The organism is Streptomyces sp. NPDC048419 (assembly GCF_043200415.1).
Taxonomy (GTDB): Bacteria; Actinomycetota; Actinomycetes; order Streptomycetales; family Streptomycetaceae; genus Streptomyces.
Window position 1 is genome coordinate 1 of sequence record NZ_JBICXT010000026.1, and the last position, 23,380, is coordinate 23,380.

Here is a 23,380-nt window from a genome sequence, read left to right on the forward strand (position 1 = left end):
GGCAAGATGCTCGACGAGCGCCTCGGCAAGATCACGTTCTGGACGCTGTTCATCGGCTTCCACGGCACCTTCCTCGTCCAGCACTGGCTGGGCGCGAACGGTATGCAGCGCCGGATTCCCGACTACCTGGCGGCGGAAGGCCTGACGACCCTCAACACCGTGTCGACGATCTCCTCGTTCCTCCTCGGATCGTCGCTCCTCCCCTTCTTCCACAACGTCTGGAAGACCGCGAAGTACGGCGTGAAGGTCGAGGTCGACGACCCGTGGGGCTACGGCCGTTCGCTGGAGTGGGCGACGTCCTGCCCGCCCCCACGGCACAACTTCGCGGCGCTCCCCCGTATCCGCAGCGAATCCCCGGCGTTCGACCTGCACCATCCTCAAGTCGCCACCCTGGAGAAGGAGTTGACGGCACCGTGAGCAGTGAGGACGCGCAGGTGCTCCTCGACGAGATCGAGGGGCACCTGCTGATCGCCGCCGCGCGCGAGGAGGGCCGCACCGCCGCCACGCGGTTCAGTGCCCCCTTCGACTGGCTCACCGAGGCGCAACGGGAGGAGGTGGAGCGCCGGTTCGAGACGGAGTACCTCGCACTCGCCCGCGGCTCGTGGCAGCACACGGCGGAGCGTGCCCGCGAGCTGCGGGGCGAGTACGAGGAGGTCTACCGTGGCCTCCGGCGCCGCCTGCTGGCCGGCTGGCTGCTGGCATGCGCCGCGATCGTGGCGGCCGGGGTCGTGCTGCTGCCGCTCGCCTAGGCCGGCGCTACGACAGCGACCACTTCTGGTTGGCCTGGCCGTTGCAGCTCCAGAGCACCATGTCGCTGCCGTTGGCCGTGCCGTTGTCGTAGGCGTCCAGGCAGAGCCCGGCGTGGACGTTGGTGAGCGTGCCGTCGCTGTTGACGTTCCACTTCTGGTTGTCCTGGCCGTTGCAGTCCCAGACGACGACCTTGGTGCCGTTGGTCGTGCCGAGGTTGTAGGCGTCCAGGCACTTGTTGCCGTAGACCACCAGCTCCTTGCGGGAGGTGTACGTCCAGGCCTGGTTCTGGCCGCCGTTGCAGTCCCAGAGCTCGGCCTGGGTGCCGTTGGAGATGGTGTTGTCGTAGATGTCCAGGCAGCGGCCGGACTGGGCGCCGACGACCTGGTGGCCGTCGGCTCCCGGCAGCGGGCGGACGGTGATGCCGGACAAGGCCGGTGCGCCGGAGAAGGTCAGCGTGTTCGTGGAGCCCTTGGCCAGGCCGACCATGACCGAGACCGTGCGCGGCGAGGAGCCGGTGGGCGGGAAGGAAACAGCCGTCGAGCCCTGCCCGTCGACCTTCAGGGTCGCCGTGCGGGCGCCGGCGGTGTTGTTGGTGTAGGCGACGTCCACGACCTTGATTCCGGTGCTGCCGGCGACCACGCCGGAGAAGGCCGAGGTCCCGGCGTAGCTGCTGCTCGACGCCTCGGTGCCGCCGGTGACCGTCAGCAAAACCGAGCCGCCCGCCGGGACACCGGTCGTGTAACCAGTGCCGTAGGAACCGACGTTGGAGCGTGTCCACAGGTCGCGCACGGTCGCGGAGGCGTTGGTCAGGCCGAGGTCGGACCAGCGGACGGTGATGTTCTGGGCGGAGGAGGTGCGGTTGAGCAGGACGACGGCCCGGTTGCCGGTGCCGGCCAGCACCTTGCCGTACACCTGGAGTCCGCTCGTGTCCTCGGCGACCTTGACGCCCTGGAGGCCGCGCGGGTCCTGGTCGACGGCGACGACCTCGGGGTTCTTGAGGATGCCGGCGGTCTCGCTCGTCATCGTGGCGAGGTTGTTGCCGGCGAGGAGCGGCGCGCCGGAGATCGCCCACAGGTTCATATGGGTGCGGTTCTGGGCGGCGGTGAAGCCGTCCATGCCGACCATCAGCATGTCCGGGTCGTTGTAGTAGCCGGTGTGCTGGGCGAGCGGGTGCAGGGTCTGGTCGAAGTTGGACAGCAGGTTCGTCGTCGACGGCGAGTTGCCGTAGTAGATGATGTCCGTGCTGGTCCGCCACATCGGGGCCTGGCCGGGGGCCCAGTTCCAGGGGTTCTGCTTGCCCCAGTTGCAGACCGAGAGGGTCAGCGGGCGGCCGGTGACGGCGGAGGCCTTCGCGACCGCGTCGCTGATCGACCGATACGTCGTCGCCGCGTCGAGTCCTTCGGCGTCGCCGCCGCACCAGTCGACCTTGACGAAGTCGAAGCCCCACTTCGAGAACTGCAGCATGTCCTGGTCGTAGTGGCCCTCGCTGCCGCTGCCCGGGGCGGCGGGGCGGCCGGTCGGGTAGTAGTAGCCGCAGCCGTCCTTGCCGGCGTCGGTGTAGATGCCGGCCTTGAGGCCCTTGCTGTGGATGTAGTCGGCGATGGCGCTCATGCCGCCGGGCCACTCGCCGGTGTCGACGGTGATGTTGCCCGCGCTGTCGCGGGTGCCCTGCCACCAGCCCTCGTCGATGTTGATGTACTTGTATCCGGCCGCCGGCAGGCCCGCCGCGACGAACGCGTCGACCTGCTGCTTGATGACGCTGTAGTCGATCTTCGCGGCGAAGCTGTTCCAGGAGGCCCAGCCCATGGGGGCGGTGGGCACGGCGATCTGACGGGTCGTCGCCGCCTGCGCCGGGGCGGGCGTCACGAAGAGGAGTGTGGCGGCGGCAGTCAGGGCGAGGGCGAGGAGACGTGCGGCGGCGGCTCTGCACCGGCGGGCGAGTCCTCTGCGAGGCGAGCGCGGAGGGAGGGTCATGTGGCTCCTTCATGGGGGGGACGAACTCGCGAGCGGATTGCGGCAGTTATTCGATATACCGAACATAGATCGGTGAACCGAACGCGTCGCGCGCCGAAAGTAGAGCGACCGGGACAGGGAAGTCAACGGAAGTGACAGGCGTGAAGTGGCCGTTGCGCACGGGTCGTTCTCGCCGAGCGGCGCACCGCGGAGCCATACTGGCCCTCGTGCGGGTAGCGATCATGACGGCGGGATCCCGGGGCGATGTGGCCCCGTACACCGGACTCGGAGACGGGCTCGCCCGTGCCGGGCACGAGGTCACCCTGGTCACCCATGCCCGTTTCGAGCCGCTCGTCGCGGGGTCGGGGGTGCGCTTCCATCCCCTACCGGTCGATCCCAGGGCCGAGTTGGAGTCCTCGCGCGGGCGCGGGCTGCACCGCAGCGCGACCGGCGCGGGGAAGCTGGTGCGGGTGGTCGGGCTCGCCCGGGCGCTGGTCGGGCGGATGACCGACGATCTCGTGGCGGCGGCCCGGCAGAGCGACATGCTGCTCCTGTCCGGCTCGGTGGGACCCCTTGGGCACACGGTCGCGGAGGGACTGTCGCTGCCGTATCTGGACCTGCCGCTCCAACCACTGGCCCCCACAAGGGAGTTCGGTCCACCCATGCTGGGCGGTCGCTCACTGGGAGGCGCGGTCAACCAGGCTGCCGGGCACGGGGTGAGCCTGGCCGTGGAGCTCGTCTTCGCCGGGGCCCTGCCCGCCCTGCGGCAGCAGTTGGGCCTGCCCCGCCGCAGTGCCGCCGCCGCGTGGCGGGAGCGTGAGCGGCAGGGGCGTCCGGTGCTGCACGGCTTCAGCCCCTTGGTGGTGCCGCGGCCCCACGACTGGCGACCGGGCCTCACGGTGACCGGATACTGGTGGCCCTACGACGCCGCCACCCAACTCCCTGCTCCTCTAGGGGACTTCCTCGACGCGGGACCGCCACCGGTGTACGTCGGCCTGGGCAGCGCCACCGTGCCCGAGCCCGAGCGGCTCAGCGGTGCCGTCGTGCGCGCCCTGCGGCGGGCCGGGCTGCGTGGCGTCATCCAGCGCGGCTGGGCCGGACTCGAGGCGTCCGGCGACGACATGCTGACCATCGACGAGGTCCCGCACTCCGCGCTCTTCCCCCGCATGGCCGCCGTGGTCCACCACGCGGGCGCGGGCACGACGGCGGCGGGCCTGCGCGCGGGGGTGCCCGCCGTACCGGTGCCGGTCCAGTTCGACGAGTCGTTCTGGTCCGCCCGTCTGGTCACCCTCGGCGTCGCCCCACGCGCCCTCCCCCTGCGCCACCTCACCACCGACACTCTGGCCACAGCACTGATGCGCGCCACCCGCGACCCGTCCTTCGCGCGGCGCGCCGCGAAGGTGGGGGCACTGATCCGGGAGGAGGACGGGGTGGCGCCGGTGCTGGCCGCGGTGAACGGGGTCAGCTCTCCCCCCACCCCGTAGGCCGCATGATCGCCAGCAACTGCCGGACCAGTTCGTCCACCACTTCGTCCAGCGTCGCGTTCACCCATCCCGCGCTCCAGTCGTGCAGGAGCCCGTTGACGCTGCCGATGAAGGCCGTCGCGGCGATGCGGTAGTCGCGGGGGGCCGCTTCGCCACGGGCGGCGGCCGCGTCGGCCTCGGCGCATATGAGGTCCACCCAGCGGGAGCGGCGGGCGAGGCGCTGTTCCTCCAGGCGGGCACTCACACCGATGATCTCGACGAAGGTGATGCGGATCCGGCGCGTATCGCCGGTGACGTTGGCGGCGTAGGCGCGGAAGATGTCGGTGACGCGCTCGGCGAGCGGCCGGCCCTCGACCTCGGCGAAGGCCGTGAGAACGGCCTCCTCGGCCCATTCGTTGACCTGGAGGTGCAGCGCGGCCAGCACGTCCTCGAGGGTGCGGAACTCCTCGTAGAACTGCCGGGTGGAGAGGCCGGCGGCCTCGCTCAGCGCGGCGACCGTGGTGGCCCGGTAGCCGGGGTCGGCGCCGAACAGTTCGAGCGCGGCGTCCAGGAACCTCCTGCGCCGCTCGGCCTGTCGTTCCGCGGCGGTCCTGCCCCCGTACCGACCGGTCGGCGCCTTGAGCCTGCCCGCCACTGAACCTCCCTTGTCGCCCGTGCCGCCAATTTTGTCGTGTACGCAGTCTTGTGGAGAAGGGCGCCTCTTCCTTACTTTCCAGTAAGTAGGAATCTGAAGGCATCTCACTTCAGATTCGCACCCCCTCGCTTGGCATGCACTGATCACGTCCACGCACCCTCGCTTCCCCCTGCCCGCCCCACCTTTCAGAGGAGAGAGCACTCATGCCTGCCTTCAGACCCAGGCACCTTTGCTCCGTAGCCGCCGCCCTCGTCCTGACCGTCGCCGCTCCCGCGACGGCCGCCACCGCCGCCGACCCGGCCTCAGCCACCGCCCTGCGCGAGGTGATGTTCGTCGGCAACAACTGGGACGGCACCGCGGACGTCATCAGGTCCAGCGGTGACTTCGCGAAGGTCGGTCATCTGAACGTCGTCCCGGACAAGGACCAGCGGATGGCCGAGATCAACGCCGACCCGATCAAGTGGATCTACTTCATGGCGATCCGCAACGGCGTCGGCGAGGGCCACGACCAGTTCGTGGACGACATGTACTCCACGCCTGACGGCAGGTCGGTGGTGGTCTCCCGGCCGAGCTTCGCCGACGTCGTCTCGATCGACCTCACCACCGGCAGCATCAACTGGCGCTTCCCGGTGTCGGGTTACCGCTCCGACCACATGGCCGTCTCCCCGGACGGCACCCGCGTGGCGGTGTCCGCCTCGACCTCGAACACCGTGCACGTGCTGGACATCGACACCGGCAAGCAGCTGGGCTCGTTCGCGACGGGCGACAAGCCGCACGAGAACATCTTCACCAAGGACGGCAAGTACATCTGGAACATGGCGATCGGGGACGTCAACACCTCCCTCGACGACCCGGCCTGGGACTGGACGAAGGGCGACCGGCACATCACGGTCGTGGACGCGACGACGTACAAGCAGGTCAGGACGATCGACATGCGCCAGCGGCTCGACGCGTTCGGCCTGAAGGACTTCTCCGACGCCGTCCGTCCGGCCGTCTTCTCACCCGACGAGTCGAAGCTCTACTTCCAGGTGTCCTTCTTCAACGGCTTCTTCGAGTACGACGTCGCCGCCGACAAGATCACCCGGATGAAGACGCTGCCGAAGAACCCGGCGACCAGCGAGGACCGCACCACCTGGGTCAACGACTCGCGCCACCACGGCATTTCGATGAACCCGGCCGGCACCAAGCTGTGCGTCGCGGGCACGATGGACGACTACGCGACGGTCGTCGACCGCGCCACGCTCCAGGAGGGTCCGCTGATCACCGCGTCCAAGCCCTACTGGGCCACGGTCAGCGGCGACGGCAAGGACTGCGTCATCTCCGAGAGCGGCGCCGACCAGGTCACCGCCATCGACTTCGCGACCGGGCAGAAGGTCACGTCCGTCGCGGTCGGCGACCATCCGCAGCGGGTGCGGCTCGGGCATGTGCAGGCCGACTGGACGGGACCGTCCGGTCAATGACCCCGGCCGAACGGCGCCGGACGACCGCGTCCGGCGCCGTTCGCGCTGTCCGGGGACGGGCCGTCGCCGAGATGCGGACCCGTCGGGGAGCGCCAATGATGAAAGTCGTTGTGGGAGATCGGACGCCCCGAGCCGCCGTCGGCCGCCGGGCGCCCGGCGCGGCGAAGCTGGAGCATGCTCATGACCGGCCCCATCAGCGACCACACGAGCGGCCCCCGCACTGATCCCGGCACCGCGCCGGGCCGGCCGCCCGCCGCGGCCTGGCGCAACCTCGTGGTCGCGACCCTCGGCTTCGCCCTCACCTTCTGGGCCTGGAACCTCGTCGCCCCGCTGGCCGGCGACTTCGACGCGCGCCTGCACATGAGCTCCTCCGCGCAGTCCCTGCTGGTCGCGGTCCCGGTGCTGGTCGGCTCGCTCGGGCGGGTGCCGGTGGGCGCGTTCACCGACCGCTACGGGGCCCGGCTGATGTTCCCGCTGGTGAGCGCCCTGACCATCGTGCCGGTCCTGCTGCTCATCCCGGCGAAGGGTTCCTACGGTGCGCTGATCGTGGTGGGCTTCTTCCTCGGCCTCGGCGGTACGACCTTCGCCATCGGCGTCCCCCTGGTCAACGCGTGGTTCCCGCCCGCCCACCGGGGCGCGGCACTGGGCGTGTTCGGCATGGGCATGGGCGGTGTGGCCCTGTCCGGGTACTTCACGCCGCGCATGTACAAGCACAGCGAGAACCTGCCTTTCCTGGTGCTCGCGGCGGCCCTCGCGGTCTACGCCGTCCTGGCGGCCCTGCTGCTCAGGGACCGGCCCGACCGCCCCATCCCGTCCACTGCGCCGACCCACCGCCTCGCGCAGGCCGGCCGGCTGCGCGTGACCTGGGAGCTCTCCGCGCTGTACGCCATCGGCTTCGGCGGCATCGTCGCGTTCGGCGTCTACCTGCCCACCTACCTCAAGACCTGGTACGAGCTGAGCCCCACCGAGGCAGGCACCAAGGCGGCGGGGTTCGCGCTCGTCACCGTGATCTTCCGGCCCATCGGCGGCTGGCTGGCCGACCGCATCCACCCGGCCGTCGTCACGTCCTGGGCGCTCGGCGAGGTGGCCCTCCTCGCCGTCGTCCAGGCCTTCGACCCCTCGCTGTCGCCCGGCGCGACGATCAGCCTGCTGCTGATGGCCGCAGGCCTCGGCACGGCCAGCGGCTCGGTCTTCGCCCTGGTCGCCCGGGTCACCCCGCAGCCCCAGGTGGGCAGCGTGACCGGCATCGTAGGCGCGATGGGCGGCCTCGGCGGCTTCGTCCCGCCGCTGGTGATGGGCGCCGTCTACAGCGCCAAGAACTCCTACTCCATCGGCTTCATGCTCCTCTCCGACCTCGCCCTGGCAGGCTGCGTCTACGCCTACGGCCGCATGCGCGACGCGGGCCGGACCGTGGACACCGGGAAGCGGAGGGATGTGTCCGAGAAGGTGCCCGGGTAGCACGGTCCGGCGGTTCACGACGGGCCACGTCCGCGTCGGCGCCGCGTCAGAAGTGCCCCGCCGCCCAGGCCGACAGCTCCGCCTTGGCCGCGTTCAGCAGGGTGGCCGCCGGGGACGTCGCGCCGTTCGTCACCAGGGCGTAGTGCAGGGCGCCCGAGTCCGGATCGGTGAGGAGGAGGCGGCGGCTGCCGGTGCCACCGGGTTCGGGGGCCGCGGCGATCGGGGCCGACGGGGTGTAGGCGGGCGGGGCGCAGACCGTGCCGAGGTCGGAGACCACCGTGGTCGTCGAGGTCGGGAACGAGGCGGGCAGATGGAGTTCGGTGGGGGCCGAGCCGGAACCCGAGCGCCAGACGAGCAGGCCGTACTGGCCGGAGCCGACCAGCCGGGACACGTTCGGCAGTGAACCGGGTACCGGGTTCCAGGTCAGGGTCGTGGAGCCGTCGCGCGAGCGGTCCTCGTAGGTGAAGGCGAGCGTCGTACCGGCGGTGGCGCTCGGGTAGACGCGGTCCAGCAGCCGAGCGTCCTGACGCAGTGTCACCACGCCGGAGTCGTCGAGGCGCACGGCGGAGAGGTCCTCGTCGTTCCAGGCGTCGCCGGACGTCCGCACCTTGTCGGGGTTGTCGTTCATCAGCTCGTGATGGCGACCGTTGTAGATGTCCCACTGCCACTGGCTGCCGCTGAGCACCGGGCCGGAGGCGGCCGGGTCGCTCCACCAACTCGCGCCGGGGACACGGGAGTCCAGCGCCTGGTACATGGCCTTGTCGACCGTCGGCGCCTTGCCGGCCACCGTGCCCGACAGCGGATGCCCGAACTCGCTGACGACCGCGGCCGTTCCGGCGGCCGAGGCGCGGTCGCGGACCGTACCGAAGTCGGTGGCGTACTGGCCGTCGGAAGCGTTGCCCCACATCAGGATTCCGGAGATGGCCTTCTGGTCGTAGAAGTGCGTGTTGAAGACGTAGCGCGGGCCGAGTGTGCCCGCGTCGAGGAGGCCGCCCTCCTGCTTCTGCGAGTCGATGTTGGCGTTCCAGAAGAGGTTCGGCTCGACGAAGGCGGGCTTGTCCTGCCAGCCGGCGGCGTCCATCCGGGCCCGGAACTCCTCGTAGAACGGCCACAGCAGACTCTGCTCCCAAGTGCGGCTGCTCTGACCCGGGTCGTAGCTGCCGGCGTAGGGCTCGTTGTACGGGTCGAAGCCGACGACGCCCGCGAACTCGGCGTCGCTCAGATGCTCTCCGACGTACGTCATCGTCTTCTGGGCGGTGTCGAGGAACGAGTCCTGAAGGCCGTAGGTGTTGTGCCAGAAGTCGTACTGGGCCTTGGTCACGGCCTGGTTCTGGGTGATGTTCTGGCCCCAGAAGAAGCAGATCCCGCAGGACTCCTTCGGGTAACCCCCCAGGTCCACCGCCCACTTGGGGGCGCCGTCGCCCGTGTACCAGCTGCCGGAGTCGAAGAGGTGGCGGGAGTACAGGTCCTGGTGGAAGTCGGGGTAGACGCGGATACCGGCGTCGAGGAAGGCCCGCATCTGCGCGGTGGCGGCGGCCAGATACGTCGTGTCGACCGTGCCGCGGGTGGGCTCGGCATGGGCCCAGGAAAGCAGGAAGCGGACCGAGTTGCCGCCGCCGAGGGCGCGCAGCGCGGTCGCCGACTTCTTCGCGTCGGCCACCGAGGCGAACGGCAGACCGCTGTTCTCCTTCAGCTTGGTCTCTCCGGAGACGTTGTAGCCGCGCAGCACGATCTCGCGGCCGTCGCCGTCGACGAATCGGCCGTTCCGCACGGTGAGGGGTGTTTCGTCGAACCAGAGGGAGCCGGGGAGAGTGGCGGCGGTGGCGGGCGGCGCGCCCGCCACCGTCAGTGATCCTAGGAGGACAACCAGAACAACGAGCAGACGTGCCCGGATATTCGGCATGTCCACTACAGTCCGGCGATGTCCTGACAGCGTCAATACTTCTGACTCCTGAGTAAGTATCAGGATTTCGGCCGGGTCCCTTCCCGGTCCCGGCTCAACTCCCCACCCGGCGGGTGACGTTCAAGAGATACTCCTTGCGGTTGAGGGGGTTGTGGTCGGTACGCGGACGTTCGGGAACCACTCCGTGCGCGACCGGTGCGTAGTGGTCGAACGCACTCTCCAACTCGCCCTCGCCGCGCGTCAGTCCGGGCAGCCGCTGCTCCATTTCGTGCACGCGGCCCGCCGGTACCGCGCCCTCCAGCACACAGGCGGCACCCCGCGCATCGGTCGTCTGCGGCACCGCCCGCAGCGCCGCGAGCACCGGCAGCAGGGCGCCCAGCGTGTCGGCCGGCGCCTCCAGCCGGAATCGGTGCATCGGCTCGTACACCTGGGTGCCCGCCCGGCGCAGCGCCTCGATCAGGACCAGCGGGGTCACCCCGCGGAAGTCCGCGCCCGTGCTCGACATGCTCTTGTCGAAGCCCTGGTGGGCATGGCTCTGCCGGGGCGAGTAACCCGAGTGGGTCATCGTGACCGTGCAGTCGGTGACCTGCCAGCCGTGCAGACCCTGGCCGAGGGTCTCCCGGACGGTGTCCTCCACGGCCTTGAAGAAGGCATACGGCATGGCACCCAGCTCCACCTCAAGGCGGAAGCCGATGCCGGTGCCGGCCGGGGCGGGGTCGACGCGCAGGCCGACGGTGGCCAGGAAGGGGTTCGGGTCCTTCTTGTTGAACTCCACCGCCGCTCCCGTGCCTGACGGACGCTCGATGCAGATCGTCGTGGTCTCCCGGAAGGTGACCTCGAGTCCGAAGTCCTCGGCGAGGGTGGCCTCGATGACCTCCTTCTGCACCTCGCCGTAGAGCGACACGGCGGTCTCCCGGCGCACCTCGTCGTGGCGCAGGTCGATCAGCGGGTCCTGTTCGGCGAGCCGGGTGAGCGCGAGGTGCAGCTTCCGGCCGTCCACGCCCGGGCCCGGGACGACCACCGTCTCCAGCGTCGGCGGGGCGAAGAAGTGCTCGTACGCGTTGCGCGGCTCGCCGATCGCGTCCCCGATCCTGATGTCGGTCAGGCCCCACAGCCGGGCGATCCGGCCCGCGGGCACCGCGTCGGCGCGGGCGTCGGCGCCTTGGTCGAAGACGCTGATCGCGGTGATCCTGCCCTCCTGCCGGGTCTCCGCGAACGGGATCCGGTCGCGGGTGCGCAGCGTCCCGGAGAACATCCGCGCGTACGCCACCTTCTCCCCGGCCGTGCCCCGCTCGACCTTGAAGACGGTGCCCGAGACCGGCCCGTCGGGGTCGCCGCCGGCCGGGGGCAGGAGTTCCTTGATCCCGGCGACCAGGGCGTCCACGCCGGCACCGGTGATGGCGGAGCCGAAGTAGACGGGGTGGACGAGGGCCTGGCGGGTCTGGACGATCAGGGCAGCGCGCAGGTCGCCATGCGACACGGCACCGGCGACAGCGGCGCCCCCCTGTCCGTATGCGGCACCGACGCGCCCGTAGGGGTCCCCCTCCACATACGCCGCCAGCAGCTCATCGTCCTGATCGGCCAGCACTTCCAGCGCCTGAGCACCGAGCCCCGGCCGGAACCACGCGTCGGCCGTGCCCAGCGCCTCCGTCGCCCTCATCGGCACGGCCGACGGCGTGAGCCGGTCGGAGATCTGGCGCAGGACGGCGTCGTGGCGGGCGCCGCGGCGGTCGATCTTGTTGACGAACAGCAGGGTCGGGATGCGCAGCCGCTGGAGGGTCCGCATCAGGATGCGGGTCTGCGCCTGGACGCCCTCGACGGCCGAGACGACCAGGACGGCGCCGTCGAGCACGCCGAGCACCCGCTCCACCTCGGCGATGAAGTCGGGGTGACCGGGGGTGTCGATGAGGTTGACCGTGACGTCGTCGATCGCGAACGAGACGACCGCGGACTTGATGGTGATGCCGCGCCGGCGCTCCAGCGCGAGGGTGTCGGTGCGGGTGCTGCCGGCGTCCACGCTGCCGATCTCGTCGGTGATCCCGACCGTGTGCAGCAGCCGCTCGGTGAGGCTGGTCTTACCTGCGTCTACGTGCGCGAGGATGCCGAGGTTGAGCAAGTGCACGGGGCTTCATGTCCTTGATAGAGGGGGTCTTTCCTTCCTGGGTGGACATGAGCGGTGTGCGCATTGCTTCTCCTGGATCGCGTGACGGCGGGACTCGGGAAAGTCCAGCAGAGCCGGGCCCCGGGCGGCAATGGATTAACGCTCAACGAACTGCGCCACAGCACTCGCCGTCGCTCCTACTCGGTCATAGAGTGACGAACATCACGTCCCCGTGGTCCTGGGAGGGCCAATGACCCACATCTCGGTGAAGGTGGACGGAACGACGTACGAGGACGACGTGGAACCTCGTCTCCTCCTGGTCCACTATCTGCGCGATCGCCTCGGTCTGACCGGCACCCCGATCGGGTGCGACACCTCCAACTGCGGGGCCTGCACGGTCGAACTGGACGGTGTGAGCGTGAAGAGCTGCTCCGTGCTCGCCGTACAGGCCGACGGAGGCGAGGTGACCACCGTGCAGGGGCTCGCCCGCGACGGTGAGCTGACCACCCTCCAGCGTGCCTTCCACGAGAAACACGCCCTCCAGTGCGGCTACTGCACCCCGGGGATGCTGATGGCCGCCCGCGACCTGCTCCGCGAGCACCCGCACCCCACCGCGGACGAGATCCGCCACGCCCTCGAGGGCAACCTCTGCCGCTGCACCGGCTACCAGAACATCGTGCGGGCCGTACAGGCCGCCTCCGAAGAGGAGGTCCCGGCATGACGGACCAGGCCGTGGAACCCGAGGTCGGCCGCGCCCGGGCCCGCAAGGAGGACGCCCGGCTGATCACCGGCCAGACCAACTGGACCGACAACATCAGCGTCAACGGACTGCTGCACATGGCGATCCTGCGCAGCCCGATGGCGCACGCCCGCATCTCCCGCGTCGACGTCTCGCCGGCGCTCGAACGCCCGGGCGTCATCGCGGCGTTCAGCGGCGCCGACCTCGCCGAAGGCCTGGGCTCGCTGCCCTGCGCCTGGCCGGTCACCGAGGACATCGTGCTGCCCGACCACCCGCCGATGGCCGTCGACGAGGTGCGCTACGCCGGAGACCCGGTCGCGCTCGTGGTGGCCCGTGACCGCTATGCGGCCGCCGACGCCCTGGAGGCGATCGAGGTCGACTACGAGCCGCTGCCCCCGGTCCTGGACCTGGAGGCCGCGCTCGCCGAGGACTCCCCCCTGGTCCACTCGGACAAGGGCACCAACCGCAGCTACGTCTGGCCGCTGAAGACGGGCGAGGACTTCGACTCCGTACGGCAGCGCGCCGAGGTCACCCTCAAGCGGCGCTACCACCACCAGCGGCTCATCCCCAACGCGATGGAACCGCGCGCGGTCGTCGCCACCCCGCTCGCCGCGTCCGGCGAGTACACGCTGTACTCCGCCACCCAGATCCCGCACATCGTGCGCGTCATGATGGCCGTGGTCACCGGCATCCCCGAACACAAGATCCGGGTGATCGCCCCCGACGTCGGCGGCGGCTTCGGCTCCAAGCTCCAGGTGTACGGCGAGGAGGCGCTCGCCCTCGCCGTCGCGCGGAAGATCGGCCGGCCGGTGAAGTGGACGGAGTCCCGTTCCGAGGGCTTCCTCGCCACCCACCACGGCCGCGGGATGATCCAGGACCTGGAGATCGCCGCGAACCGGGACGGCAAGCTGCTCGGCCTCAAGGTCGACCTGCTGACCGACATGGGCGCGTACCTGATGCTGGTCACCCCGGGCATCCCGATCCTGGGCGCGTTCATGTACCCGGCCATCTACAAGATGGACTCCTACGACTTCACCTGCACCGGCGTCTTCACCACGCGGACGCCCACCGACGCCTATCGCGGCGCCGGGCGCCCGGAGGCGACGTACGCCATCGAACGCATCATGGACGAGCTGGCCGTCGAACTCGGCCTGGACCCGGTGGAGTTGCGGCGCCGGAACTGGATCGGGCACGAGGAGTTCCCGTACACCTCGATCGCGGGTCTGACCTACGACAGCGGGAACTACGAGGCCGCCACGGAGAAGTCCCTCGCGCTCTTCGACTACGACAAGCTGCGTGCGGAGCAGGCCGACCGCAATCGGCGGGGAGACGCCGTACGCCTGGGGATCGGCGTGTCGACGTACACCGAGATGTGCGGGCTCGCGCCGAGCCGGGTGCTGCGCGACCTCAGGTACGCGGCCGGCGGCTGGGAGGCGGCGAGCATCCGGATGCTGCCCACCGGCAAGGTCGAGGTCGTCACCGGCACCAGCCCGCACGGCCAGGGCCATGTGACCTGCTGGAGCCAGATCGCCGCCGATGTGCTGGGCGTGCCGTTCGAGGACGTCGAAGTGGTGTACGGCGACACCAAGGCGTCCCCGCAGGGCATGGACACCTACGGGTCCCGGTCACTGGTCGTGGGCGGGTCCGCCGTCCACCACGCCGCGCAGAAGGTGGTCGACAAGGCGCGGAAGGTGGCCGCCCACCTACTGGAGGCGAGCGAGCAGGACCTGGACTTCACGGACGGTGTGTTCTCCGTGAAAGGCTCCCCGGAGGCCCGCAAGACGATCCAGGAGATCGCCTTCGAGACCTTCACCTCGCACGACCTGCCGGACGGCGTCGAGCCCAGCATCAACGCCGAGCACCTGCTCGACCCGGACAACTTCTCCTATCCGCACGGCACCCATCTGTGCGCCGTGGAGGTCGACACCGAGACGGGGCAGACACACATCCGCTCCTACGTCTGCGTCGACGACGTCGGCAAGGTCGTCAACCCGATGATCGTCGAGGGACAGGTGCACGGAGGTCTCGCGCAGGGCATCGCGCAGGCGCTGTACGAGGAGGCCGTGTACGACGACGAGGGCAACCTGGTCTCCGGCACGATGGCCGACTACTTCGTGCCGTCGGCTGCGGACCTGCCCGAGTTCACCACCGACCGGACCGAGACGCCGGCCACGTCGAATCCCCTTGGCGTCAAGGGAGTCGGCGAGGCGGGGACCATCGCGTCGACACCTGCCGTGGTCAACGCGATCGTGGACGCGCTGCGCCCCTTCGGGGTCAACGACATCAAGATGCCCTGCACCCCCGAGCGGGTCTGGCGAGCGGTGAGGGAGGCCCAGGCATGATTCCCCCGGCATTCGACTACACCCGGCCGGCCACGGTCGACGAGGCGGTGCGCACGCTCGCCGACGCCGGCGAGGAGGCGAAGGTACTGGCCGGCGGGCAGAGCCTGCTGCCGCTGATGCGGCTGCGCCTGGCCTTTCCCGAGCTGGTCGTGGACGTCGGCCGCATCGCCGAGCTGCGCGGGGTGCGCGAGGACGGCGGCACGCTCGTCATCGGCGCGATGACCACGCACCACGACGTGATCCACGATCCGCTGGTGCGCCGGCACGCGGCGCTGCTGGCCTCCGCCACGGCGACCGTCGCGGATCCCGCCGTACGCCACCGGGGCACCCTCGGCGGCTCGCTCGCGCACGCCGATCCGGCCGCCGACCTGCCCGCGGTGGTGCTGGCACTCGACGGCGAGCTGGTGGCGCAGGGGCCCGGCGGACGGCGCACGATCCCGGCGCGTGACTTCTTCGTCGACTACCTGCAGTCCGCGCTGGCGCCCGACGAACTCCTGGTGGAGGTGCGGGTGCCGAAGACGGACGGCTGGGGCTTCCACTACGAGAAGTTCCACCGGGTCGCGCAGAGCTACGCGATCGTCGGCGTTGCCGCGCTGGTGCGGCGCGACGACGGGCACATCGCCGAGGCGCGGGTCGGCCTGACCAACATGGGCTCGACGCCGCTGCGCGCCTCGGCCGCCGAGGAGGCCCTGACCGGTGCCGGGGACGCCGACGCGATCGGGCGGGCCACCGAGGCGGCGGCCGAGGGGACGCGGCCGTCGCAGGACATGTCGGCCTCCCCCGAGTACCGCGAGCACCTGGCACGGGTGCTCACCAGGCGGGCGGTGCTGACCGCCGCCGGAATGGGGTGAGGACCGATCACGCACAAGCACGACCCGAGCGCGGACATCGGCGGCCCGGAGCAGGTACGGGGCCGCCTGGAGGAGACGGGATACCTCGTCGACGACGGGCTGGCGACGGCCTGCTTCCTGGCCGTGCGGCTGCACCGGCCGATCTTCTGCGAGGGCGACGCGGGCGTGGGCAAGACCGCGCTGGCGTCCGCCCTCGCACAGGTGCTCGGCGCTCCGCTGATCCGGTTGCAGTGCCACGAGGGCATCGACGCCTCGCAGGCCCTGTACGACTGGGACTTCCCCCGTCAGCTGCTGCATCTGCGGGCCGCGGAGGCGGCCGGTGTCACGGACGCCGACCGCCTGGAGGGCGAGCTGTACGACCGGCGCTTCCTGGTCGCCCGGCCGCTGCTCAAGGCGCTGGAGACGCAGCCGTCGGTGCTGCTGGTCGACGAGATCGACCGTGCAGACGACGAGTTCGAGGCGTTCCTGCTGGAGCTGCTGTCGGAGTTCTCGGTCACCATCCCGGAGCTGGGCACCCTGCGCGCCGAGGTGCCGCCGGTGGTGGTGCTGACCTCCAACCGCACCCGCGAGGTGCACGACGCGCTGAAGCGGCGCTGCCTGTACCACTGGTTCGACCACCCGGGCTTCGCCCGCGAACTGGCCATCGTACGAAGGCGGTTGCCCGGTGTGTCGGCGCGGCTGGCGGAGCAGGTGACCACGCTGGTGCAGGCGTTGCGCTCCCAGGACCTGCTCAAGCCGCCGGGGGTGGCCGAGACGATCGACTGGACGGAGGCCCTGGACGCGCTGGGCGCGACCGAGGTGGACGCCGAGCTGGCGGTGTCGACACTGGGTTCGGTCCTGAAGTACCGCGAGGACGCGGAGCGTGCCAAAGGGCTCGATCTGGCGGCGGTGCTCGCGGCGCGGGGGGCGTGAGCGGGGTGGCGGACGGCACGGCGTGGGTGGACGGCGGGAGACGAGAACGCGGCGACGGGCACGGCATGGCCGGCGGACACGCCGACGCCGTCCTGCTCGGCTTCGCGCGCGCCCTGCGGGCCGCCGGTGTCGACGCGAGCGCCGAGCGGGTGCACGCCTTCCTGCGGGCGGTGGACGAGTTGCGGCCCGGGATGCGGGCCGACGTGTACTGGGCGGGGCGGCTCACGCTGTGCGGCGGACGGGACGACCTGGAGCGCTACGAGAGGGTGTTCGCCGCCTACTTCGGGGGCGGGCTGCCGGCCGGGCGGAGGGCGCCGCCGACTCCCCCGCCGCGGCTGCGGCTGGTCCTGCGGGAGAGTCCCGGGCCCGGCCCGGCCGCCCGGGAGGAGGACCCGCAGGCGCCGCCCGCGGCCGCGCTCGCCAGTGGTTCCGAGGTCCTGCGTCACCGTGACGTCGCCGACCTGGACTCCGCCGAACGCGAGCAACTGCGCCGTCTGCTCGCCGCGTTCGCGCTGCGCGGCGAGGTGCGGCGCACCGCGCGCCGGCGGCCGGCCCGGCGCGGGGACGTCGATCCGCACCGCACGGTGCGCGAGCTGCTCCGGCGCGGCGGAGAGCCCGCACGGCTGCGCCGGCACGCCCGGGCCGACCGGCCGCGGCGGGTCGTACTGCTCGTGGACGTCAGCGGTTCGATGGCGCCGTACGCGGACGCGCTGCTGCGCTTCGCGCACGCGGCCGCCCGTGGCAGCCGTACGGAGGTCTTCACGATCGGCACCCGGCTGACCCGCGTGACCCGCGAACTCTCCCACCGCGACCCGGACCTGGCGATGACCGCCCTCGCGGCGGCCGTACCGGACTGGCGCGGCGGCACCCGGCTCGGGGAGCTGCTGCGCGAGTTCCTGAACCGCTGGGGGCAGCGCGGCATGGCGCGCGGGGCGGTCGTGGTGCTGCTGTCCGACGGCTGGGAGCGCGGCGACCCGGAGCTGCTCGGGATCCAGATGCGCCGTCTGCACCGGCTGGCGCACCGGGTGATCTGGGCCAACCCCCTCAAAGCACGCCCCGGTTACGCGCCCCTGGCCGCCGGGATGGCGGCGGCGCTGCCGAGCGTGGACGCCTTCGTCGCGGGCCACAGCCTGGCGGCGCTGGAACAGCTGGCAGCAGTGGTACGCGGGGCCGAGCGGGCCCGCGTGGAAGGAGCCGATCGTGCGTGACATCCTCCCGGCCCTCGGCCAGTGGTACACGGCGGGCGCCCCCTTCGGCCTCGCCACCGTCGTCACCGTCAGCCGCAGCGCACCGCGCGACCCCGGCGCGGCCATGGCGGTGGGGCCGGGCGACGAGGTCGTGGGGAGTGTGTCGGGCGGCTGCGTCGAGGGCGCGGTGTTCGAGCTCGCCAAGGAGGTCGTCGAGAGCGGTGAGGCACGACTGGAGACCTTCGGATACAGCGACGAGGACGCCTTCGCGGTCGGTCTCACCTGCGGGGGTGAGATCACGCTGCTGATCCGGCCCGTCACCGGGGCGACCGATCCGGGGTTCACCGAGGTCGCGGAATCCGTCGCGGCGGGCCTGCCGGTGACGGTGGCGACGGTGACGGACGGGCCCGCGCCGATGGGGGCCACCCTCGCCGTCTGGCCGGACAAGGTCTCCGGCACGCTCGGTTCGACCGGTCTGGACGTGGCCGTCACCGCCGACGCGCGCGGTGAACTCGCCCTCGGTGCAACGGGTCTGCGCCACTACGGCCCCCACGGCGAGCGCCGTGAGGACGCGGTCACCGTCTTCCTGCACTCCTTCGCCCCACCGCCGCGCATGCTGGTCTTCGGCGCGATCGACTACGCGGCCGCGGTCGCCCGCATCGGCACCTTCCTCGGCTACCGGGTCACGGTCTGCGACGCCCGCCCGGTGTTCGCCACGCCCAAGCGCTTCCCGGACGCCGTCGAGGTGGTCGTCGACTGGCCGCACCGCTACCTCCGCAGCACCTACACCGACGAGCGCACGGTGATCTGCGTCCTGACCCACGACCCCAAGTTCGACGTGCCGCTGCTGGAGGAGGCGCTGCGCCGGCAGGCCGCGTACATCGGGGCGATGGGCAGCCGCCGTACGCACGACGAGCGCATGAAACGCCTGGTCGAGGCTGGACTCACCGAGGCCGAACTGGCCCGGCTGCGCTCACCGGTCGGTCTCGACCTCGGCGCCCGTACGCCCGAGGAGGTCGCCGTGTCCGTCGCCGCGGAGATCGTCTCGCTGCGCTGGGGCGGCACCGGGGCCCCGCTGACGGCCACCGGTGGCGCCATCCATCCGTCGACGCAACGTTCGTAGGAGGCAAGTCATGGAACTGCACCACGAGTTCACCGTGCCGGTCCCGGTCGACGACGCCTGGGGAACGCTCCTCGACATCGAGCGCGTGGCGCCGTGCATGCCCGGGGCGGCCGTCGAGGACTACGACGGCAAGACCGTCACCGGCTCGGTGAAGGTCAAGGTGGGTCCGGTGACCGTGACGTACAAGGGCACCGCCGTCTTCGAGGAGCAGGACGAGGCGGCGCACCGCATGGTGCTGGCCGCCAGCGGCCGGGAGACCCGCGGCCAGGGCACCGCACGCGCCAAGGTGACCGCGACGATGGCCGAGCACGACGGCGGTACGACCGTGTCGGTGCGGACCGATCTGACGGTGACCGGGCGTCCGGCGCAGTTCGGGCGCGGTGTGATGGCGGAGGTCGGCGACCGGCTCATCGGCCAGTTCGCCGACTGCCTGTCGGAGCGGATCGGCGAGCCGGCGGCCGAGGACGAGCCCGCGGCGGGCGAGCAGCCGGCAGCGGACGGCCAGTCCGCAGCGGGCGGGCGGGCCGCCGCCGTCAAGGAGCCGCCCGCGGAGGCGGAGCCCATCGACCTGCTCCGTACGGCCGGGCTGCCGGTGGCCAAACGGGCGGCGGTCGGAGCCGCAGCGGTGCTCGTGGTGGCAGTGGTGGCCCTGGGGCTGCGGCGCAGGCGGCGGCATTGACGCCCGCCGGCCGGTGCGTCAGGAGCCGGTCCCCCGGTGGTCGGCGATGATCTGCTCGAGGTGGTGCAGGGCCGCGGTGATCCGCGCCGGGTGATCCCGGAAGAAGGGGTCGTCCGGCACCGGCAGCGAACCTGCGAGCGCCCAGCCCCGGGCCCGTGCCCAGGTCGCCTCGTCCGCGCCGACCCGCACGCGGAAGACCTCCCGTGCCCGCGCCGGCAGCACCTTCCAGGCCGGGACCAGGTCCACGGCGGGGTCGGCAACGGCCAGCGTGCCGAAGTCGATGACCGCGCTGAGCCTGCCGTTCCTGGTCAGGAAGTTGCCCGCGTCGAGATCGCCGTGGATCCACACCGGCGGCTGCTGCCAGGCGGGCGCGGCGAGCGCTGCCTCCCACACCTCGGTGACCGCGTCGGTGTCGACCAGGCCGGTCCCCTTCAGCGCCTCGATCTTGGGCCGCACGCGCGCCTCCACGGCGATGGAGTCACGAGGGTCGCCGAGGGGCACGCCGCGGAAGGCGTTGCTCTGCTCCGGGCCGGGCCCGCCGGTGGCGTCGGCGGCCTGGAGCGCGGTGAGGAATCCGGCGAGGTCGAGGGCGGTGCGGACCGGGTCGGCCAGCTCGCCGGGCGTCATCGTCGTACCGTCCAGCCACCGGTAGACGGACCAGGGGTACGGGTAGCCCTCGCCGGGCTCGCCCTTGGCCAGTGGCTGGGGGACGGGCAGCGGCAGGTGCGGGGCCAGACGGGGCAGCCACCGGTGCTCGCGCTCCACCTGGCCGACCCAGTGCGCGTAGCGCGGCAGACGGACGGACAGTTCCTCGCCGAGCCGGAATGTGGCGTTGTCCATGCCGGACTGCGGCACCGGGGCGACCGGAAGATGGGCCCATTGCGGGAACTGGGCGGCGAGCAGACGGCGTACGAGCGTTTCGTCGATCAGCACACGGTCCAGTTCACCGGGACAGCGGGCTCAGATCCACCGAATTTCGATGTGTGAGGCAGAGGGGGATGGGTAGTCGGCGCTCAACGGAGGAGAAAGCGCCTCCGCGCACACAGCACCTTCTGCGGGAAGGAGGTCCGTGACTAACGCACACTCGCAGCGCCCGGGCCGCTTCCATTCGCCTGAAGCGGCCCGGATCCTGCCGAATGGCCGCGTCCGGATCACCTCTCGCCGCCGCCCGGGAACAGCACTCCGGGCAGGATGACCAGCGCGAGCACGGCGGCCGCCGCGTACAGACCCGCGGCTCCCAGTGCCACCGCGTGGAATCCCCGCACGAATCGCGCCCCGTCGCCGGGCTCACCGGCGACCGCGCCCGCCACCGCGATGCCTATCGCGCCGCCCGTCTGACGTGCGGTGTTGTTCATCGCGGAGGCCAGCCCCGAGCGCTCGGCGGGAACGGCCCCGATGGCCGCGGCGACGACCGCCGGGGTCAACAAGCCCATGCCCGCGCCCCACAGCAGGAAGGCGGGCAGCAGGACCGGGTACGGCGACTGCGGTCCGGCCAGGACCAGGAGTGCGAGTCCCGCCGCGCCCATGAGCAGCCCGGCGGTCGCCGGCAGACGTGCGCCGATACGGCTGGTGACGCGCCCGCCGAACGGCGCGATGACGGCGAGCGGGGCGAACAGCGGTATCACCGTCGCGCCCGCGAGCAGCGCGGAGCGGCCCTGCACCGACTGAAGGAACAGCATCAGCACGAACAGTGTGCCGAGCGTGCCCATGTTCATGGCTCCGGCCACCGCGTTCGCCGCGTCGAAGACCGGTCGCCGCAGCAGAGCCACGGGCAGCATCGCGTCGTCCCCGCGGCGCACTTCGACCACGGCCAGTGCCGGCACGGTGAGGATCGCGAGCACGGCGGCGGTGAGCACCTGTGGCGCGGTGGCGCCCGCGCGGCCGCCCTCGATGAAGGCGTACGTCGTCGCCAGCAGCAGCACACCGGCGAGCAGCAGTCCGGGCACGTCGGGCCGCCGGGCCTGCGCGTCCCTGCTCTCGCGCACGATCGCCGCGGCCCACACCAGGGCCACCAGCACGATCGGTACGTTCAGCAGGAAGATCGCCCGCCAGCCGAGAGCCTCGACGAGTGCGCCGCCGAGCAGCGGGCCCGCGGGCAGGGCGAGGCTTCCGACGCCGGCCCAGACGCCGATGGCCCGCGCGCGTGCGGCCTTGTCGGGGAACGCACGGCTGATGATCGCCAGCGTGCCCGGCAGCAGCAGCGCCGCTCCGACGCCCTGGATCACCCGGGCGGCGACGAGCACGGGGACGTCCGGCGCGAGTCCGCAGGCGAGCGATCCCGCGCCGAAGACGACGAGTCCGGCGAGCACCACTCTCCGGTGCCCGTAGAGATCTCCGGCCGTCCCGCTGGTCAGCATCAGCGCGGCCAGCGCCAGTGCGTAGCCGTCGACCACCCACTGCAGGCCGCCGACGTCGGTGCCCAGGCCCGAACCGATGTCGGGCAGCGCGACGTTGACGATGGTGACGTCGAGCAGCACCAGGAAGTACCCGGTGCACATGACGAGCAGGACGGTGCGCGGCGAGCCCTCGTGGCGTACCGGGTTCACTGCGCGCCGCAGAAGCGTTGCCGGTGATCCAGTCATGGTTCCTTGGTAACAGGCAGGTCTGACAACGCCCGGCGCACGCCGGTCGGCCCCGCGCGGGCGCCGCTGCCGGGTGCCCCCTTTCCCGCACCCCGAAACTGGCCGCTACCTGCGGGGCAGCCGGTGCAGTTCCACGTCCGTGAGCAGGCCGTCGGCCACGGTGGCGGTCATGTACGTGCAGTGGGGCTGCCTGCGGCGGTCGGTCGGTGAGCCTGGGTTGAGCAGCCGCAGTCCGCCCGGGGCGGTGGTGTCCCACGGGATGTGGCTGTGCCCGAAGACCAGGACGTCGACGTCCGGGAACCGGGCGGCGCAGCGCGCCTCGCGGCCCTGCGCCGCGCCCGTCTCGTGCACGCATCCGAAGCGCAGCCCGCCGAGTTCCGCGTGCGCCACCTCGGGCAGCCGGGCCCGTAGCGCCGGACCGTCGTTGTTGCCGTGGACACCGACGAGTCTGCGGCAGCGGGCCTCGAACAGGTCGAGGGTTTCGGTGTCGACCCAGTCCCCGGCGTGGAACACGACGTCGGCGCGCGGGAGTTCGGCCAGGAGCGGGGCGGGCAGCTCCTTGGCACGCTTGGGGAGGTGGGTGTCGGTCGTCAGCAGAAGGCGCACGACGGCAGCCTAGGCAGGCCGGCGAGCCGAGTTGAGGAGACCCGCCGGGAATCTACAGGCCAAGCTGTTCAGCCTGAGCTGGACAGTTCCGTCTTACGGTTTTACCGTGGGGCCATGAACGCGAAGGCCGCCGAACCCACCGAGGGCATCTCCGACTCCGCATCCCGTGCGGCGCGCGACCTGCGGGTCGTGTTCAGCCGGCTGCGCCGCCGCATCAGGGAGGTCGCGGAGAGCGAGGAGCTGACACCGCCCCAGGTCTCCGCCCTCACCCTGATCGCCAAGCACGGCGCCGCGACGGCGAGCGCGCTGGCCGTCGCGGAGGGCGTACGGCCGCAGTCGATGGCCACCACGCTCGCCGCGCTGGACCGGCACGGGCTGATCCGGCGCAGCCCCGACCCGGACGACGGCCGCCGCCAGCTCGTCACGCTGACCGACACCGGCCGGCAACGGGTCGAGGGCGACCGGCAGGCGCGTGAGGAGTGGCTGGCCCGCGCCCTCCAGGACCGCTTCACCGAGGACGAGCGACAGAAGGTGCTGGAGGGGCTGACGCTGCTGGAGCGGCTCACCGGGCCCTGACACTCCTCCGCTCCCGGCCGTCCGCGACCCGACCGTTCAC

Annotated in this window: 20 protein-coding genes; 13 read left to right on the top strand and 7 right to left on the bottom strand. The window is 71.5% G+C overall.

The features are described from left to right. Together ACGFYN_RS37565 and ACGFYN_RS37570 are read left to right on the top strand one after the other, a co-directional pair. A partial coding sequence (locus tag ACGFYN_RS37565) for a cbb3-type cytochrome c oxidase subunit I (protein WP_393870457.1) occupies positions 1-417 on the top strand: 417 nt, incomplete at its 5' end. Next, positions 414-749, top strand: a complete 336-nt coding sequence (locus ACGFYN_RS37570) for a hypothetical protein (protein ID WP_393870458.1) — start codon at positions 414-416, stop codon at positions 747-749. The genes ACGFYN_RS37565 and ACGFYN_RS37570, both read left to right, overlap by 4 nt. 7 nt (positions 750-756) lie before the next feature. Here ACGFYN_RS37570 and ACGFYN_RS37575 read toward each other — a convergent pair whose 3' ends face one another. Beyond that, positions 757-2,724, bottom strand: coding sequence for a ricin-type beta-trefoil lectin domain protein (locus ACGFYN_RS37575; protein ID WP_393870459.1), 1,968 nt, complete (start codon positions 2,722-2,724; stop codon positions 757-759). A gap of 221 nt (positions 2,725-2,945) precedes the next feature. Between ACGFYN_RS37575 and ACGFYN_RS37580 the strand changes: the two genes are divergently transcribed. Next, on the top strand, positions 2,946-4,187 hold the full coding sequence (locus tag ACGFYN_RS37580) for a glycosyltransferase (protein ID WP_393870558.1): 1,242 nt from the start codon (positions 2,946-2,948) through the stop codon (positions 4,185-4,187). On the opposite strand, the gene ACGFYN_RS37585 is transcribed toward ACGFYN_RS37580, so the two are convergent. Further along, positions 4,165-4,821 (bottom strand): TetR/AcrR family transcriptional regulator, encoded by a 657-nt coding sequence (locus ACGFYN_RS37585; protein WP_393870460.1) that lies wholly within the window; start codon positions 4,819-4,821, stop codon positions 4,165-4,167. The two genes, ACGFYN_RS37580 and ACGFYN_RS37585, sit on opposite strands and share 23 nt — an antisense overlap. Positions 4,822-5,024: 203 nt before the next feature. Between ACGFYN_RS37585 and ACGFYN_RS37590 the strand changes: the two genes are divergently transcribed. After that, positions 5,025-6,281, top strand: a complete 1,257-nt coding sequence (locus ACGFYN_RS37590; protein ID WP_393870461.1) for a YncE family protein — start codon at positions 5,025-5,027, stop codon at positions 6,279-6,281. Positions 6,282-6,461: 180 nt separating this feature from the next. Next, positions 6,462-7,739, top strand: a complete 1,278-nt coding sequence (locus ACGFYN_RS37595; protein ID WP_393870462.1) for an MFS transporter — start codon at positions 6,462-6,464, stop codon at positions 7,737-7,739. 46 nt (positions 7,740-7,785) lie between these two features. Here ACGFYN_RS37595 and ACGFYN_RS37600 read toward each other — a convergent pair whose 3' ends face one another. Beyond that, entirely contained in the window at positions 7,786-9,642 is a 1,857-nt protein-coding gene (locus ACGFYN_RS37600; protein WP_393870463.1) for an endoglycosylceramidase, read from the bottom strand. Between the two features lie 94 nt (positions 9,643-9,736). Then, positions 9,737-11,764 (bottom strand): GTP-binding protein, encoded by a 2,028-nt coding sequence (locus ACGFYN_RS37605; RefSeq protein WP_393870464.1) that lies wholly within the window; start codon positions 11,762-11,764, stop codon positions 9,737-9,739. 229 nt (positions 11,765-11,993) lie between these two features. On the opposite strand from ACGFYN_RS37605, the gene ACGFYN_RS37610 reads away from it, so the two are divergent. From ACGFYN_RS37610 to ACGFYN_RS37640, 7 genes are all read left to right on the top strand, one after another. Beyond that, positions 11,994-12,464, top strand: coding sequence for a (2Fe-2S)-binding protein (locus ACGFYN_RS37610; RefSeq protein ID WP_393870465.1), 471 nt, complete (start codon positions 11,994-11,996; stop codon positions 12,462-12,464). Then, positions 12,461-14,824, top strand: a complete 2,364-nt coding sequence (locus ACGFYN_RS37615) for a xanthine dehydrogenase family protein molybdopterin-binding subunit (protein WP_393870466.1) — start codon at positions 12,461-12,463, stop codon at positions 14,822-14,824. The genes ACGFYN_RS37610 and ACGFYN_RS37615 overlap by 4 nt, the downstream gene beginning before the upstream one ends. Continuing rightward, positions 14,821-15,675, top strand: coding sequence for an FAD binding domain-containing protein (locus ACGFYN_RS37620; RefSeq protein WP_393870467.1), 855 nt, complete (start codon positions 14,821-14,823; stop codon positions 15,673-15,675). Before ACGFYN_RS37615 ends, ACGFYN_RS37620 begins: the two co-directional genes overlap by 4 nt. 6 nt (positions 15,676-15,681) lie before the next feature. Beyond that, positions 15,682-16,587, top strand: a complete 906-nt coding sequence (locus ACGFYN_RS37625) for an AAA family ATPase (RefSeq protein WP_393870559.1) — start codon at positions 15,682-15,684, stop codon at positions 16,585-16,587. 65 nt (positions 16,588-16,652) lie between these two features. After that, positions 16,653-17,795, top strand: coding sequence for a VWA domain-containing protein (locus tag ACGFYN_RS37630; RefSeq protein ID WP_393870560.1), 1,143 nt, complete (start codon positions 16,653-16,655; stop codon positions 17,793-17,795). Continuing rightward, positions 17,788-18,897, top strand: coding sequence for an XdhC family protein (locus ACGFYN_RS37635; RefSeq protein ID WP_393870468.1), 1,110 nt, complete (start codon positions 17,788-17,790; stop codon positions 18,895-18,897). The genes ACGFYN_RS37630 and ACGFYN_RS37635 overlap by 8 nt, the downstream gene beginning before the upstream one ends. A 10-nt stretch (positions 18,898-18,907) precedes the next feature. Next, positions 18,908-19,576: an SRPBCC domain-containing protein gene (locus ACGFYN_RS37640; RefSeq protein WP_393870469.1), complete on the top strand. Its 669-nt coding sequence runs from the start codon at positions 18,908-18,910 to the stop codon at positions 19,574-19,576. A gap of 18 nt (positions 19,577-19,594) precedes the next feature. Here the strand turns inward: ACGFYN_RS37640 and ACGFYN_RS37645 are convergent, their stop codons facing one another. The 3 genes from ACGFYN_RS37645 to ACGFYN_RS37655 form a co-directional block, all read right to left on the bottom strand. Next, positions 19,595-20,509 carry an aminoglycoside phosphotransferase family protein gene (locus ACGFYN_RS37645; RefSeq protein ID WP_393870470.1) on the bottom strand — a complete coding sequence of 305 codons (915 nt, stop codon included), beginning with the start codon at positions 20,507-20,509 and terminating at the stop codon, positions 19,595-19,597. A 218-nt stretch (positions 20,510-20,727) separates the two neighbouring features. After that, entirely contained in the window at positions 20,728-22,158 is a 1,431-nt protein-coding gene (locus tag ACGFYN_RS37650; RefSeq protein ID WP_393870471.1) for an MFS transporter, read from the bottom strand. Positions 22,159-22,263: 105 nt separating this feature from the next. After that, positions 22,264-22,764 (bottom strand): metallophosphoesterase family protein, encoded by a 501-nt coding sequence (locus ACGFYN_RS37655; RefSeq protein WP_393870472.1) that lies wholly within the window; start codon positions 22,762-22,764, stop codon positions 22,264-22,266. Between the two features lie 114 nt (positions 22,765-22,878). Here ACGFYN_RS37655 and ACGFYN_RS37660 point away from each other — a divergent pair, with 114 nt between their 5' ends. Further along, entirely contained in the window at positions 22,879-23,340 is a 462-nt protein-coding gene (locus tag ACGFYN_RS37660; protein WP_393870473.1) for a MarR family winged helix-turn-helix transcriptional regulator, read from the top strand. Positions 23,341-23,380: the final 40 nt, after the last annotated feature.

Bases quoted from the DNA above. Each gene is read 5' to 3' on its own strand.
- ACGFYN_RS37660 (WP_393870473.1), top strand. From the start codon at position 22,879: ATGAACGCGAAGGCCGCCGAACCCACCGAGGGCATCTCCGACTCCGCA.
- ACGFYN_RS37610 (WP_393870465.1), top strand. From the start codon at position 11,994: ATGACCCACATCTCGGTGAAGGTGGACGGAACGACGTACGAGGACGAC.
- ACGFYN_RS37600 (WP_393870463.1), bottom strand. From the start codon at position 9,642: ATGCCGAATATCCGGGCACGTCTGCTCGTTGTTCTGGTTGTCCTCCTA.
- ACGFYN_RS37615 (WP_393870466.1), top strand. From the start codon at position 12,461: ATGACGGACCAGGCCGTGGAACCCGAGGTCGGCCGCGCCCGGGCCCGC.
- ACGFYN_RS37590 (WP_393870461.1), top strand. From the start codon at position 5,025: ATGCCTGCCTTCAGACCCAGGCACCTTTGCTCCGTAGCCGCCGCCCTC.
- ACGFYN_RS37640 (WP_393870469.1), top strand. From the start codon at position 18,908: ATGGAACTGCACCACGAGTTCACCGTGCCGGTCCCGGTCGACGACGCC.
- ACGFYN_RS37620 (WP_393870467.1), top strand. From the start codon at position 14,821: ATGATTCCCCCGGCATTCGACTACACCCGGCCGGCCACGGTCGACGAG.
- ACGFYN_RS37575 (WP_393870459.1), bottom strand. From the start codon at position 2,724: ATGACCCTCCCTCCGCGCTCGCCTCGCAGAGGACTCGCCCGCCGGTGC.
- ACGFYN_RS37580 (WP_393870558.1), top strand. From the start codon at position 2,946: ATGACGGCGGGATCCCGGGGCGATGTGGCCCCGTACACCGGACTCGGA.
- ACGFYN_RS37650 (WP_393870471.1), bottom strand. From the start codon at position 22,158: ATGACTGGATCACCGGCAACGCTTCTGCGGCGCGCAGTGAACCCGGTA.
- ACGFYN_RS37595 (WP_393870462.1), top strand. From the start codon at position 6,462: ATGACCGGCCCCATCAGCGACCACACGAGCGGCCCCCGCACTGATCCC.
- ACGFYN_RS37630 (WP_393870560.1), top strand. From the start codon at position 16,653: ATGGCCGGCGGACACGCCGACGCCGTCCTGCTCGGCTTCGCGCGCGCC.